The sequence below is a fragment of the Marinomonas sp. 15G6-16 genome (assembly GCF_055809555.1).
On the sequence record NZ_CM147916.1, the window covers coordinates 314950 to 329331 of the forward strand.

14 protein-coding genes are annotated in these 14382 nt (G+C 43.0%); 2 read left to right on the top strand and 12 right to left on the bottom strand.

Translation table 11 applies throughout. From position 1 onward, the window contains the following. Positions 1-149 precede the first annotated feature (149 nt). From AC0L46_RS01500 to AC0L46_RS01545, 10 genes are all read right to left on the bottom strand, one after another. A complete protein-coding gene (locus AC0L46_RS01500; RefSeq protein WP_473505249.1) occupies positions 150-935 on the bottom strand; it encodes a class II glutamine amidotransferase in 786 nt (261 codons plus the stop codon). Beyond that, on the bottom strand, positions 928-2805 hold the full coding sequence (locus AC0L46_RS01505; protein WP_473505251.1) for a VWA domain-containing protein: 1878 nt from the start codon (positions 2803-2805) through the stop codon (positions 928-930). The genes AC0L46_RS01500 and AC0L46_RS01505 overlap by 8 nt, the downstream gene beginning before the upstream one ends. A 50-nt stretch (positions 2806-2855) precedes the next feature. Continuing rightward, the gene (locus tag AC0L46_RS01510; RefSeq protein ID WP_473505253.1) at positions 2856-3335 is read right to left on the bottom strand and encodes a YcgN family cysteine cluster protein; all 480 of its coding nucleotides are present in this window, start codon (positions 3333-3335) and stop codon (positions 2856-2858) included. 34 nt (positions 3336-3369) lie between these two features. Then, positions 3370-3663, bottom strand: a complete 294-nt coding sequence (locus AC0L46_RS01515) for a YcgL domain-containing protein (protein ID WP_414682062.1) — start codon at positions 3661-3663, stop codon at positions 3370-3372. Between the two features lie 27 nt (positions 3664-3690). Further along, entirely contained in the window at positions 3691-4833 is a 1143-nt protein-coding gene (gene rnd / locus AC0L46_RS01520; protein WP_473505255.1) for a ribonuclease D, read from the bottom strand. A 1-nt stretch (position 4834) separates the two neighbouring features. Further along, positions 4835-5428, bottom strand: coding sequence for a recombination mediator RecR (gene recR, locus AC0L46_RS01525; protein WP_414682060.1), 594 nt, complete (start codon positions 5426-5428; stop codon positions 4835-4837). Positions 5429-5437: 9 nt separating this feature from the next. Then, complete coding sequence (locus AC0L46_RS01530; RefSeq protein WP_317004130.1) at positions 5438-5764, bottom strand: YbaB/EbfC family nucleoid-associated protein; 327 nt, start codon at positions 5762-5764, stop codon at positions 5438-5440. A gap of 14 nt (positions 5765-5778) precedes the next feature. Further along, complete coding sequence (dnaX, locus tag AC0L46_RS01535; RefSeq protein ID WP_473505258.1) at positions 5779-8055, bottom strand: DNA polymerase III subunit gamma/tau; 2277 nt, start codon at positions 8053-8055, stop codon at positions 5779-5781. A gap of 182 nt (positions 8056-8237) precedes the next feature. Continuing rightward, positions 8238-9233, bottom strand: a complete 996-nt coding sequence (gene trhO, locus AC0L46_RS01540) for an oxygen-dependent tRNA uridine(34) hydroxylase TrhO (RefSeq protein WP_473505260.1) — start codon at positions 9231-9233, stop codon at positions 8238-8240. A 136-nt stretch (positions 9234-9369) separates the two neighbouring features. Further along, positions 9370-10062, bottom strand: coding sequence for a 2OG-Fe(II) oxygenase (locus AC0L46_RS01545; RefSeq protein ID WP_473505262.1), 693 nt, complete (start codon positions 10060-10062; stop codon positions 9370-9372). 90 nt (positions 10063-10152) lie between these two features. On the opposite strand from AC0L46_RS01545, the gene radD reads away from it, so the two are divergent. Beyond that, positions 10153-11910 (top strand): DNA repair helicase RadD, encoded by a 1758-nt coding sequence (gene radD, locus AC0L46_RS01550; protein ID WP_473505264.1) that lies wholly within the window; start codon positions 10153-10155, stop codon positions 11908-11910. Here radD and AC0L46_RS01555 read toward each other — a convergent pair. Continuing rightward, positions 11903-12502: a TetR/AcrR family transcriptional regulator gene (locus tag AC0L46_RS01555; protein ID WP_473505265.1), complete on the bottom strand. Its 600-nt coding sequence runs from the start codon at positions 12500-12502 to the stop codon at positions 11903-11905. The two genes, radD and AC0L46_RS01555, sit on opposite strands and share 8 nt — an antisense overlap. 85 nt (positions 12503-12587) lie before the next feature. Then, positions 12588-13352 (bottom strand): DUF1499 domain-containing protein, encoded by a 765-nt coding sequence (locus AC0L46_RS01560; protein WP_473505267.1) that lies wholly within the window; start codon positions 13350-13352, stop codon positions 12588-12590. 407 nt (positions 13353-13759) lie between these two features. Here AC0L46_RS01560 and AC0L46_RS01565 point away from each other — a divergent pair, with 407 nt between their 5' ends. After that, complete coding sequence (locus AC0L46_RS01565; protein WP_473505269.1) at positions 13760-14344, top strand: tRNA-uridine aminocarboxypropyltransferase; 585 nt, start codon at positions 13760-13762, stop codon at positions 14342-14344. Positions 14345-14382 lie beyond the last annotated feature (38 nt).

Here is a 14382-nt window from a genome sequence, read left to right on the forward strand (position 1 = left end):
TATCGTCCTGTAAAGCAGGGGTTATAAAATCACTACTAGCGCTATTAATAAAACCGGAATCTGGAAAAGCGAGCTGTCGGAATAAATTCCGACCTACCAAAGTCAGATATTTTCAAAAACCTTCCCTTTGAAAAATGGAGAAGGAGCAATCAAAGCCCCGCTTTAATCTGGCAGACGACTTCACCGCCGTCGAAGACGCAAAGCTCTCCTTCTTCCATTTGTTCCCATTTTTCATCTTGAGTGAGAGGCTGGGTGGCGATGACGGTGACGATGTCTTTGTCTGTGGTAACTTCTTTGAAGTCGATGATGACGTCTTCGTCCGATAAGGTTGCTTTTTTAAAGGGTGCTCGGCGGGTGATCCAATGAAGTTTGGTGGTGCAGAAGCAATATAATTTGTCGCCATCGGAAAGCATCATATTGAATACGCCACGGGCTTTTAGTTGCAAAGCCAGTTCAGATAAAGCACCAGAGAGCATTTCTAGAGAAGGTTCATTTTCACCAAATCGCGATTGCAGTTGCTCTATGATCCAGCAGAAAGCTCGCTCTGAATCTGTGCTGCCAAGCGGGTGATGAGCAGAAACTGGCAAAGCCATTGCGTCTTCCAGTTGTCCATTGTGAGCGTATGACCACGTTTTCCCCCAAAGCAAACGGCTAAAAGGATGCGTGTTTAATAAACAAACTCCTCCAACATTGGCTTGGCGGATGTGACTGATAACAATGTCGCACTTTAATGAGGTGCTGCTGATGATTTCTGCCATGTCTGAATCAGCGCTTGGTCTTGGGTCATGAATCGACCAAACATCGCCATCGCGGTACATGGCCATTCCCCAGCCATCTTTATGTGGCCCTGTTCGACCGCCACGGGCGCGTAATCCTGAAAAACTAAAACATATATCCGTTGGCACATTCGCGCTCATGCCTAATAACTCACACATCGTTTACTTCATCGCCTTTTTTTGATTTATTTTTCTTCGCTAGTCGGTACAAGAAAATACCGCCACCGATAATAACTATGGCGCCTAAGTTCAAGGCAACATACATCATCCACTCTGTTGTGGATAATCCACCCGCTTCCTCCTGTGTTTGCTCGGTTTCTAGCGCTTCTGTTATCTCATTATTGGTATCTGGCAATGCGGGTTCTGTTTCACCTTCCACTTCATTCACAACAGTAATCGCAGGTGGAACAAGAATTGGCATAACATCTCGATTGGAAGACGGCACAGGTGTCACCAAAAGCCCTTGTGGCACTTCGTCTCCTAATTGAACCGTCGCAGCGCTTTCCCCTTCGCGGTCAAAGTGCCAATAAGGCGCCCAATAATCAAAACGCATTCCAGTCTGTGTCACACCAATCAATCTGGCTCTGACTTTAGCGTGTTGATCTGCGGCGACTGGAACCACTTTTTCCCAGTATCCTTGGCCAATCAGTGGCATCAGCTCTGTTTGTATGGCACCACTCTCGTCAGTAAATTCGATCTGAACATTAGAGCGCATCACATTGAGCTTCAAATTCACGGGTTTTGCTGAAAAAGTCACCAAATTACTGCCTGAGCTCATGCCTTCAAACTCAATTCCGGGATGAACTGCAAAGTATTGGGTCAATTGGCGAGAAAAAGTTTTTCCATCAATTTCAGTGGTTAGTTCATAGTTTCCGGCTTCACGAATACCTTCGATACTCTGTTTAAACTGGCTGTTTCTTTTAGGAATCGCATTAGAAAAAACGACGTCTTTGTTTTCTCCGTTTAGACGCGACAGAGTTTGCTTAACGCTTAGCAAGTTCAATATGTCTTCGTCTTGAATCAATATGTTGTTTTGAAACAATCCTACTGTGGAATAAATAGGCTCATTTTGAAAAACCACCGGAGCCACTTTGGTTACTTGTGCGCTCAGGTCAGTAATAACTCGAATGCTGCTTCGCTCTAAATCCACATTACTGATTTGCCATTCACCCGAATCAGGTTCAGTTATAGTGATCAAAGTATAATGATTGGATGCGGCAACCGAGGTGTTACCGCCATTTACCAAAGACAGAATCTGCCCATTTGGTTTCAATATATGAGGCTGGATGCCATTTTCGTGGAAGACAACCAGTGTTAACTCTTCAATCGCATCGTCTACAAGGAAACGGTTACCATCGAATGGTAGTTCATCAGAAGGCGCTGCCTGCGTAAAAATACGGTCGAATGTGTCTAATAAATCTTCAGGAATCGCTACTTCCGTGTGTGTTGCGTCTGTTCTGAGAGAGAGTGTTTCAAGCAGCTCTTTGTCCGTATAACCTGTCATGGAAATGGTATGAAGATGAATCCCTTGTGACTCTAGCTCACTGGTTAATTCATTTAAAATGCGATTACGAGATGCTTGGTTAATCGCATCATCAAGGCTGATGTCCACCATGCCGTCTGTCACAAGAATCCAATGCTGATTAAAACCAGGCTCAAGATCGTTGCTGCTTGGTGTTTCTAACAATACTTTGATAATGGCTTCTAAATCAGTTTGAACGTCTTGCGTCACATAACTATCGACATAGCTGGCCAGTTTCGCCTTGGTGTTTTTATTGACAAGAGATTCAGGTAATAAAACGCGCGGGGCTTCACCAAACAGCCAAATCCCCAGTGTGGCTTCTTCTTCGGGAGCAAGGTTGGAAATAAGGCGCAAGGCTTCTGAGGTAAGTTTGTCTGGATCACTGATAAGCATGCTGCCAGAGGCATCAACAATGACACGAAATTGCGTATCAGCCTGACTGATGGGAGCCCAAAACAATAAGGCCGCGGAGAAAAACAACACAGTATTTACTTTCAACCACTTCACGTTTGCGAACTCCTTGAACTACTTTGCTGACATTAGCGACCACTGTTGATTTAGGTTAGATCATAAGGCTCCGGCATGCCATGAACCCATTTTATAATATAGGTGTCCCATTCCTCTTCTTCGACCGTGTTTTCATTCACCGCGTAGTGCTTAACGGTTAAACCTTGGCGAAGCATTTCTTTGCCGCTACCAACAACCAAAGGGTGCCAGTTCGGTAACTCTTTCGTTTCATGTAATACTCGGTAGCTACAGGTATCTGGCAGCCACTGAAATTCGTCAATCTTATCTGGCGTCAGTGTAATACAACCCGGCACTTTAGATTGACGAGTCTCATAAACTTTACACTGGCTCGTACCAACGTCTAACTGATGACAAGAAAGCGTGGTATAAAAAATCTCGTCTGTTTCTTCATCTTGTAGCTTTTGTAAACAACACTTCCCACAGCCATCACAAATGGATTCCCACTCATCTGGAGACATATTCTCCAGTGGTGTAGTTTTCCAAAATGGCTCAAAACGCTTTGCAATCATAATGTCTAATAACCGTCGTTTTTAGCAAGTACTGTTAGTAAACAGATTCTGTGGGTGTTTTATACAAATCTAGCAAGTAGTCGTCTTTCGCTGGAGGCATTTGCAAATAAAAGCCTTTTTCGCGAATCGCCTCAGTGACCTTTTCCGGTGTCGTTCGTGCAAGCTTACTTTCACTCGTCAGCAACATGGTCATGGCGCTTACACCTTTACCAAAGCGCGCCATCAAGTCTTCTGGGATGTCTTTCAAGCCGACCTTTTTTTCAACGTATAGATACATTCCGTCATGCTTTGAAGAACGAAAAACTTCTACTATTAAATGCTGTTTCATAATTTACTCTGGGCGGTTTACGCCATGTTAGGGCTTTTTAAATTGTTCTAGTATTGGATTGATAATTGTATCCCGTCGCCAGCCTGTCATCGCTGGATTCGTCCAATCCATTGCACTGCCATCAAATAAATGACGAACCAAAGGGTCTAGTAATTTGCGCTTCAGCATGGCTTCTGGTGCGATTTGTAATTCTGCTGCTCGCTCACGAACGAAGGCTTTAATCTTCTTGCTTAACTCACCCGTTTGAGAAGGCAAAGGCATTTCTAATGGCAATTGGTATTCGTCTTCTGGCAGCTCTTTTACCAAAGCAACATTTTGCAAAATGACATCGCCGTATAAGCGATGTTGTCGCCCAGTTAGCTCTTCCGCTTCCGAAATGGCTTTATGGTGAGTCGGCAAAATTTTAGATAACGACCATAATGTGCGATCTTTCAGAATCTGCCCTTTCGGCACATCTTCTTTTCGAGCTTGCTCATCTCGCCAGATAAACAGCAAACGCAACAAAGTCAGCCCTTCAGGAGACAAACGCCATGCTGTCTTCACATTCGACCAGTTTTGCTCTGGATCAGAATTCATCTTGTATTGCCATTTCAACGACTCACCGTCTTCAATGGCCCACTCAAGCATATTCTTCTCTTGTAAACGGGCAATTTGCAAAGGGTACACCTTGGCCAAATACACCACATCCAAAGCAGCGTAACGCTTTTGAGCATCGGTTAATGGGCGTTGAGTCCAGTCAGAGCGAGTTTCGTCTTTCGTTACTTCAATCTGTAAATATTCATGAATTAGCTTCACATAACTCAAAGACCATTGACCGCTCGCGTAGGCTTCACCAATTTGCGTGTCGTAAAAAGGCATAGGTAAAACGCCTAATAAGCGGTCGAATACATCCAAGTCTTCTGAACAAGCATGGAACACTTTCATGACATCTGGGTTGACCATCAAGGCTTTCAATGGCGCCCATTCATCAATGTTTAAAGGATCAATCAGTACGGCTTTGTCGCCTTCACTGATTTGAATAAGCCCTGTAATGGGGAAATAAGTGGAACGTCGAATGAACTCGGTATCAACCGCAATAACCGGCAGTTGCGCCCAATAGTCACACCAGCTCAATAGAGATTCGTTATCCGCTACCCAAATAATATTCAGAGCATCATCTTGATCATTCATACTAAAGTGTTTTCCGTCCCTCTAACGCTAACGCCAGAGTGTTTCCATCAACGTATTCCAACTCGCCGCCCATAGGAACGCCATGAGCAATACGACTCACGTTGATGTTCAATGTTTTTAGTTTCTCAGCAATATAATGGCAAGTCGCCTCACCTTCTACCGTTGAGTTGGTGGCAATAATCACTTCTTCTACTTTGTTGTGTTGAACCAAAGCTTCCAAGCGATCCAAGCCTAATTCTTCTGGGCCAATGCCATCAATCGGAGACAAATGCCCTAGCAAAACGAAATAACGCCCTGAAAAACTACCCGCCGATTCAATCGCTATGACATCTGCAGGGGTTTCAACAATACAAAGGCGTGTCGCATCTCGTTCTGTGTCCTGACAAATCTGACATTCCGTTTCTTCTGTCAATGTACGACAGCTTGAGCAACGCCCGACTTTATCGAGCGCTTCTCGTAATGCTTCTGCCAGTCTATCTGCCCCTTGATGATCACGTTCCAATAAATACAGCGCCATTTTCTGAGCCGATCTAGGCCCAACACCTGGCAAGCAACGCAATGATTCAATCAGTTCTTTAATTAAGGGACTAAACAAAGCAAACTCCTAGAAAGGCATTTTGAAGCCTGGTGGCAAAGACATACCTGCTGTCGCTGCTGCCATTTTTTCTTTCTGACCAACTTCAATGTTGCGAACAGCATCGTTGACCGCTGCAGCAATTAAGTCTTCTAGCATTTCTTTATCGTCTTCAAACAAAGAGTCATCGATAGAAACACGTTTTACATCATGACGACCTGTCATCACGATTTTAACAAGACCTGCACCGGCTTGGCCTTCCACTTCCATATTGGCAACTTCTTCTTGCGCCTTCTGCATGTTTTCTTGCATCTGCTGCGCTTGGCGCATCATGTTACCCATACCACCTTTAAACATAACTTTCTCTCCAATTAAGCTTTAACTTTTACAGTATCATAAACCAATTGTGCGCCCATCGTTGTCGATAAAGCCTGCACAACTGGGTGTGAATTCAAATGTTCTATTGCAACTTGCAAGGCTTCTGCCCGTTTACTTGCTGCAAATTCTTCTGCCGTAACACCGGTTGTATCTTCTACCGTGTCGATAATCAAAGGCACTGTCATAGCGAAGAAATCGCCCAAAGCACCTTGAATTTGCTCGTAACGCGTTTGATTCAACATATGCCCATATTCCAGTGGTACTTCTAAACGAACGCCATGATCGCTTGCATCCACTAAGCTGGAATTCATTAATATATTCTGTACCAATCCAGTTAAAGGTAAACGCGGCGCCACCAGCCACCAGAGCTTCATGGTTAGCTCATTATAGTGGTTCAATTCTGGCAACGGCATTCCCAATGCCGGCTGAGCTATTGTATCTGGCACTTTTGACAGACGTAAGTCAGGCCCGTTGCTCTCTTGTTGAACTTCTTCTTCAATCGCTTCAAGAGAATCAGCACTTAAAGCATCAACCAAATCCGCTGCAGGGTTATAAGGGTCTACAACATCTGCAATGGCTCTTTCTTCCGCTTCTTCCTCATTTTCATCGTCAAGATCTTGAGGCTCTTCCGCAAACGCTTCTTCTTTTACAACGAAAGGTTTGACCGTTTCTGGAACCGCTTGTTCAACTAATTCAGTGGAGTTCGGCTCTTTGTTAAGTTCTTCTTTCGGCTCTAAAGATTCGCTTTTAGCGTGTTCAACAGGTTGAGTTATTTCTTCAACAATTTCCTCTGAAGGCTCAATATGCACTTCTGGCGTTTCAGGCTCAATATGCACTTCTGGCGTTTCAGGCTCAATATACACTTCTGGCGTTTCAGGCTCTGCTGACACTTCTGGTTCTTCTGTGTACTCAGAGTCGCTATTTACAATTTCTGATTCTTCAGGCGCCTCTTCCCAAGGCGGGCGAGCTTCTGGCGATAATTCAACAGATTTGCTAGTTTCTGCAGCGGCTTCATCCGATTCTTCTAATTGAGTAGGCGTTTCTACCTCAATTTGCGCTGTTTTTTTTTCTGCTTCGTTGTTTGTTGCTTCAGGTTCTTCTGAATAAGTCGAAGCCGCTTCGCCTGCCGTAGGTGCACTAACAACAGGAACAGCCGACATATCATGGCTGACCGTCATAGGAGGCGCAGGACGAAACGCAATCAGCCTTAACATAAGCATTTCAAAACCTGCACGAACCGAATGAGCAAGATGCAAGTCACGGCGACCAATGAGCAAGCTTTGATACATAACCTGTATCTCTTCAGAACTCACATTTTGCGCTATGGCTTTGATTCGAGACAAATCCCCTAGCTGATCCAATAACGCACCTGGCACTTGCTGCTCAATCGCGACACGGTGCAAACACTCTAATAAGCTGCCACAAATCGCCGTAAAATCTGGTTGATAATCCGCCAATTGTTCGATTCGAGATAAAACATCGGCGGCATTTTTAGATGCCACACTTTCTAATAAATCCAATATTTGAGTTTGGTTCACCAAGCCAAGCATGGACGTCACGCCAGATTCAGAAATGCTGCCATTACCAAAAGCAATCGCTTGATCCGTCAAACTTAACGCATCACGCATACTGCCATTGGCAGCTTGACCAATTTGCCACAACGCGGGTTGGTCAAACGTCACTTGCTCTGTTGTCAAAACCGTTTGTAGATAATCCACCACTCGCTGCGGCGACATATTTTTCAAATTAAACTGCAAACAACGAGATAAAATAGTGACAGGAAGTTTTTGCGGATCAGTTGTCGCTAATAAGAATTTAACGTGCGCTGGTGGCTCTTCCAATGTTTTCAGCAAAGCATTGAAAGAATGCGTCGACAGCATGTGTACTTCGTCTATTAGATAAACCTTGAAGCGGCCGCGAGTCGGTGCGTATTGAACGTTTTCCAATAACTCTCGTGTGTCTTCAACCTTGGTACGAGAAGCCGCATCGACCTCAATCAAGTCAACAAATCGACCTTCGACTATTTCGCGACAACTGTCACAGGTCCCACAAGGTTCTGGAGAAATTCCATTGGTTTCACAGTTTAAGCATTTGGCAAAAATACGTGCAATGGTGGTTTTACCGACACCACGAGTTCCAGTAAACAAATACGCGTGATGCAAACGCTGTTGACGCAACGCATTCACCAACGCCTGAAGTACGTGATCTTGCCCTGCCATTTCTAGGAAGGTTTGCGGGCGCCATTTGCGTGCTAAAACTTGATAACTCATGATGGATTCTGGCTAATAAAAAGCGATTTTTTATTGTACGGTAGTCGGAGCAATTTCGAAACCACTCTTCGTATCTTGTGTGGCATGTATTCAGAGGAAATTACAAAAAAAATTCACTATAAAGATCAATAGTTTGGATTTAAACCAAAATCGCCCGACAAGGTCGAGCGATTTTTTAAGGGCTAGTTTACTTTCGCTTCACGTATCTTACGCTGGCGTTCTTTTTCCAGCGCTTTTTCTAAGCGATGCTTTTCTACCGCACTCAAAACTTCCGCTCCAATGTGTTCTTCACCGCGGGAGCGAGCCAGTTGCACTTGGCGCTCACGCTCAACAAAACGCTGACGCTGCTCGTCGGTGAATTTATCAAAGCAATGAACGCAGCTCACACCTTGTGTGTAACGCTCGTCTTGCTTTTCTTCTTCAGTGATTGGCATACGACAAGCGTGACATTGGTCGTATTCACCTTTTTCTAAATCGTGGTTCACAGATACTCGGTTATCAAAAACAAAGCACTCGCCTTCCCACATGGTTTCTTCTTTTGGCACTTCTTCTAAGTATTTTAGAATACCGCCTTCAAGGTGATAAACCTCTTCAAAACCTTGTTCAAGCATGTAAGCAGTAGATTTTTCACAGCGAATACCGCCGGTACAAAACATAGCTACTTTCTTTTGCTTTTTCGGGTCCATGTTTTCTTTAACGTAACCTGGGAATTCACGGAAGGTTTCAGTTTTTGGGTTAACTGCGTTTTTAAATGTGCCGATTTGCACTTCATAATCGTTACGCGTATCAACCAAAACCACATCAGGATCAGAAATAAGATCGTTCCAGTCTTTCGGCTTCACATAAGTTCCAACCACGCGTTTTGGGTCAATACCTTCAACGCCCATGGTCACGATTTCTTTCTTCAATTTAACCTTTGTTCGATAGAAAGGCATGTCTTCGTCATAAGACTCTTTCGACACAATATTGTCTAAACCAGGTTGTTTGTCTAACCAAGCCAGCAAGGTATCAATACCTTCACGAGAACCTGCCACTGTTCCATTAATGCCTTCGCTCGCAAGCAACAAGGTGCCACGAATACCATTATCTTCTAATGTTTTCTGTAATGGTTCACGAATGGATTCAAAATTAGGAAGGTCAACAAATTTATAAAGGGCACAAACAACAACTTTCGACATTTTCTATCTCCTATGCGATCTGGAACGTAAAACCAGAGCAATTAAACAAGGCGCGCATTATAGAGATTTATAAGGTATTTTTCGAGGCTGTTTTGACAAAAAATACCCTTTTCATCATAAGATCAAAAACATGACCCTACTGATCTGGATCGAGGCTTTTCCCTGTGGTGTTATTAACTCGAAACCAACCCGCAATACTGTGCCGAGTTCGATGCGCCACAACCACTTCATGATAAAAGCATTCACTTAGAAATATTGCCAAACGACCTTTTTTAGGAAAGAAACGGCCGACTTCGATGTCGGGATCATGTTCATCGTAAATCACCAATTCACCGCCGTCACCCTCTTGCCAATCTTCATTCAAATACAAAACAGTAGACAGAACACGGTTACTTTCGCCTTTGAAAGCGTCCACGTGTTTCTCATAAAAAGCGCCTTTTTCATAACGGGCAAAATGGGCTTCATAATCAAATAAGCCAATAAAAAGGTGGCGATTTAGCGCCACGCGCAAGCTTTCCATTACTTTCAAGAAGTCTGTTCTGATCGGTTTATCAGGGTCAATCCATTGAATGTAATCACGTCGAGCGTCTTGCAATATTTGGTGATCTTGCTTGCGCCCAACACCTGCCAACTGCATTTGAACATTTTCAATGTTTTCCGCTTCATCGACTAACGCCTGAGTAAAATCCGCAGAAAAGAAGTCATCCTGAATACTCCAACCTTTGGTTCTCAAATCCATTAAGAGGTTTGCAAAAGGCTCTTCTCGGCTAAATACCGGAATAGAGTTTTCTACATAAAGTTTTTTTACTGACCAAGTGTCGACAGGCATAGATAGATTAATCACTTCTAAAAGGGCAAAATTAACAAGACGGTTATATTACTTTAGCTCCTCATTTAACACACTAAGATTTCAACACTTATGACTCAGCCTTTTGTATTACGGGATTATCAAAGCCAAGCGGTCGAATCCTCTCTTGCTCATTTTCGTAATACAGACGACCCAGCCGTCATTGTTTTACCTACCGGCGCGGGTAAGAGCTTAGTAATTGCTGAGTTGAGTCGATTAGCCAAAGGCCGTGTTCTTTGTCTTGCCCATGTCAAAGAGCTAGTAGAACAAAATCACGCCAAATTTTTAGCAACAGGGTTTTCTGCGGGAATTTTCTCTGCCGGCCTGAACCAGAAAAGCAGTACAGAAAAAACCACCTTCGCCAGCATTCAATCTATCGCCGCAAATCTAGAGAACTTCCAAGAAGCCATGAGCTTAATCATTATTGATGAGTGCCATCGAGTTGGTATGGAAGAAAGCGGCCAATACAACAAAACACTGGCGCATTTTCGGGCTCTCAAACCCAATGTGAAAATTCTAGGGCTGACTGCAACACCTTATCGCTTAGGCTCTGGTTGGATCTATCAAAATCATTATCATGGCTATACTCGTCAATGCTCTAACAGTATTTTCAAAAAATGTATTTTTGAATTACCGCTCCAGCACATGGTGAAAAATGGCTATTTAACGCCACCGATTCATTATGATGCCGCCGTTGCTCATTATGACTTTAGCCTTTTAACCGAAAGCCTAGATGGTGAACAAAACACCGATGACATTGCGCTCAACGAGTTGATACATAAACATCCCAGAGTCACGCAGGCAGTAACAGAGCAAATCATTCAACTTAGTCAAAACAGACAAGGTGTGATGATTTTTGCCGCCACTATCGATCACGCAAAAGAAATCGTCGGTTACTTGCCGGCAAATGAAACTGCTTTAATTACAGGCAAAACCAAACTCAAAGAAAGAGATGCTTTAATTGAGTCTTTTAAAGCAAAGAAGATCAAATATCTTGTTAACGTTTCTGTTCTGACCACTGGGTTTGATGCACCTCATGTGGATGTGATCGCCATTCTACGACCAACACAATCCATTAGTTTATTTCAGCAGATTGTCGGTCGAGGATTAAGACTGAGCCCTGGAAAAAAGGACTGTTTGGTATTGGATTACACCAACAATGGCTACAACATATTTCAACCTGAAATTGGCGAGAAGAAACCAACACAAGACTCTGTCGCTGTGCAGATTCATTGTCCTGTGTGTGATTTCGCAAATACATTTTGGGGAAGAAAGGACGCAGAAGGAAATATCCTTGAACACTTCGGTCGCCGTTGCCACGGATTAATTGATTTGCCGGATGGCGAAGAACAATGCACATATCGCTTTCGCTTTAAACGCTGCCCACACTGCAATGAAGAAAATGACATTGCCGCTCGACAGTGCCAACATTGCGCAGAAAAACTCATTGATCCAGATGATCTATTAAGAAGCGCGTTAAACCTAAAAAACAATAAGGTCTTACGCTGCGCAGACATTACGCCAGAAATAATATGGAAGGACAAAAGTCTTAAAATAACCTATCACGACGAAGATGGGCTGACACTTTCCGAAACCTTTCGTTTCAACTATAAAAAAGCACGCCAGTCGTTTAATGATCTGTTCAGCAGAAGAATCGCCAATGGCAGCCAATCTATTCAATTCGATACATTAGAAGAAGTAGAAAGATTTTTACCCTACCTGCCCGCTCCAGACTTCGTTATCGCCAAAAAGCAAAAGCAGCATTGGCAAGTAACAGAACGCTTGTTTGATTATCAAGGCCCCTATCGAAAAGCCAATGAGCTTAATTAGTAGATGATTTTCGACTTTTAAGGGCATTTCGATAAGACATTTCAAACGGCAAATTTAAGCGTTTTAGTTGATCGATTGCATGCTTTCCTAATTCCCCTTTTGGCACGCCGTTTAATAAAATATGCCAGTAGTTCGCAATCATATTGTCACTAAAAATAGCAGCGGTTTGCTCATCTACGCCAACTTGCTTGAAGCGTTTACTAATACCTTCTGAAATCACCATCATTTGGCTCGTATGAAAACCGCCTTTCGCCAAGCTATCCAATAGAACTAGCCTTGTAAACTCAGCGTATTCGTCATAAAACTCAAATAACATTTGGGCCGTTTGAAGCAAATAATCAATCGGTGAAGCGCAAGCTTTTTGCGCCACAACAGCTTCTCGCAAAGCCGCATCCATTTCATCGAAGAAAATATCTTTTACTAGGGAGAGTTTATCTGGAAAGTGAACAAACAAAGTGCCGACCGCAATACCGGCTTGAGTACTTAAATAGCGTGTACTCGTAGCTTCTATACCTTGTTTTAAGAAAGCATCTTTAGCAACCGCTTTGATTTTAGATCGTGTATTGGCTTTTTGCTGTTGACGAAGACTCACCTATCTCTCTCCCTTATGCTGAATACTTAGAGAGTCTAGCTTGTCTTATTTTTAATGACGAGAGTTTTCAATAATCCTAGATAAATTACCGAACAGAACTCATTTTTGGCATGAAGGATTTGTTAAGGGATTCAGATAAGTCTTTCATAAAGTCGCGAATTCGTTCTGCGTTTACGCCAAAATCACCGCCACCCGTTCTGGAACTGGAACGCATGTCCACACGGACTTGGTCATCTTCGACCTGCATAACACGAATCACAACATCATCACGGAAGCCAAAGACAGGCGTTCGAGCAGTCGCTTCAATAACACCGACTTGAGAATAGTTAGCCACGACTTCCCAATCTCTTTTTTCCACAAGTTCAGAAATGGCTAAGTAAACATTTGCTTTATCGAGGCGCGTAAATAAAGGCTGTATTTCGGGATAATATTTGTGCTGAATAGAGGCAAAACCTTCATCGTAGCTAACATCATTTTCTTTCGTCTTACGAATAAAACTGACATTCATGTACGAAGGCGGCGTATCTATGTCTGTCGTAATATCATTAATCTTTGGCAACCCTGACTTCTGCACGTAAAACACAATCCACATTGAGCTATAAACAAGTGAAACTGTCAGTACCAAAATGAAAAAACGCTGACCCGCAATATTATTTTCTTTCCGGCACACCCCTAATGAACCAATGGCTAAAACAGACAAAATCAAAGAGGCAAAAACACTTTCCCTTAACATGGTGAAGCCAGTCGAAGGCTCAAAAAGCCCAACTCGCACACCTGCAATGGAAATAAATGCCATACATCCTACAAGCATCAGAAGGATATACAGCACCGGAGAGATATAACGACTCATAAATAACTCATAGTGCAAAAATAATATTGAACACAATATCGCGTGTTGCAGCCAACGAACAGGAGTAAAGGGGAGGTTTCTACTCATTCCTTTGTATTTGCATATTTTTGGTCAAGATTACGTTAAACACCTAATACTTAAACGTAATTTTTCAAAATTCGGCTACCCAATATGTTTTAATAGGAGTAACCGAGTTTTGTAGGGATTTAAGAGATAATCCCAATAATATCGACCGTCAACTTACACTCTACTTCTTCAACTATTAGACCTATTAAGCAAGCATCAAATTCATGGCATCCAACCTTAAACTACATTGTGTCGACATTCTTCGCGAGCGATGCAAACAAGAATCCATGAGACCTTTCCAAGCACGAGGATCAAATCTTGTTCGGTGTCCACATTGCTTGATGTCTGAAGATGCATGCTTTTGCCATTTAAGAAATACTGGCTCTTCACCTGTCGAATTTATCTTACTGTTTCACCGAGATGAGATTCACAAACCCACCAATAGCGGACGACTGATCGCAGATTTATTCCCAGATGATACAAAAGCCTATATCTGGAGTCGTACGGAGCCATCGGAGCCTTTGCTTGAACACCTCAATAAAGTACAAGGAAATTGCACCATTCTTTTTCCAAATACTGATACAGCGAAAGCTCAAGAAAGAGAACTCAGAACCGTTGCGCCTTTAAGCAACACAACACAAAAGCACACTTTTATCATTCTGGATGGTACATGGAAGCAGGCCAGCAAAATGTTTCACCAGAGTAAATGGCTAAAGCATATTCCACACTTTGAAGTGAGCAGTGAGGCAAAACGCTCTTTTCTTGTGAGACATTCTAGCCACAAAATGCAATTTGCAACGGCTGAAGTCACCGCAATGCTCTTAGACACACTCGGCCACTTAGAACAAAGCCAAAAGCTGCTTCACTACTACCAAGCTTTTAATAAACGGTGTCTTAATAGCCGCAGAAGATATGAAGCGCCATAAAACAGCGCTCAAAAATGAAAGAAAATTACAAAATAGAA

Coding starts and splice junctions, on each gene's coding strand:
- AC0L46_RS01510 (WP_473505253.1), bottom strand. CDS start 3,335: ATGATTGCAAAGCGTTTTGAGCCATTTTGGAAAACTACACCACTGGAG.
- AC0L46_RS01560 (WP_473505267.1), bottom strand. CDS start 13,352: ATGAGTCGTTATATCTCTCCGGTGCTGTATATCCTTCTGATGCTTGTA.
- AC0L46_RS01545 (WP_473505262.1), bottom strand. CDS start 10,062: ATGCCTGTCGACACTTGGTCAGTAAAAAAACTTTATGTAGAAAACTCT.
- AC0L46_RS01530 (WP_317004130.1), bottom strand. CDS start 5,764: ATGTTTAAAGGTGGTATGGGTAACATGATGCGCCAAGCGCAGCAGATG.
- radD (WP_473505264.1), top strand. CDS start 10,153: ATGACTCAGCCTTTTGTATTACGGGATTATCAAAGCCAAGCGGTCGAA.
- AC0L46_RS01500 (WP_473505249.1), bottom strand. CDS start 935: ATGTGTGAGTTATTAGGCATGAGCGCGAATGTGCCAACGGATATATGT.
- dnaX (WP_473505258.1), bottom strand. CDS start 8,055: ATGAGTTATCAAGTTTTAGCACGCAAATGGCGCCCGCAAACCTTCCTA.
- AC0L46_RS01515 (WP_414682062.1), bottom strand. CDS start 3,663: ATGAAACAGCATTTAATAGTAGAAGTTTTTCGTTCTTCAAAGCATGAC.
- AC0L46_RS01565 (WP_473505269.1), top strand. CDS start 13,760: ATGTCTGAAGATGCATGCTTTTGCCATTTAAGAAATACTGGCTCTTCA.
- rnd (WP_473505255.1), bottom strand. CDS start 4,833: ATGAATGATCAAGATGATGCTCTGAATATTATTTGGGTAGCGGATAAC.
- trhO (WP_473505260.1), bottom strand. CDS start 9,233: ATGTCGAAAGTTGTTGTTTGTGCCCTTTATAAATTTGTTGACCTTCCT.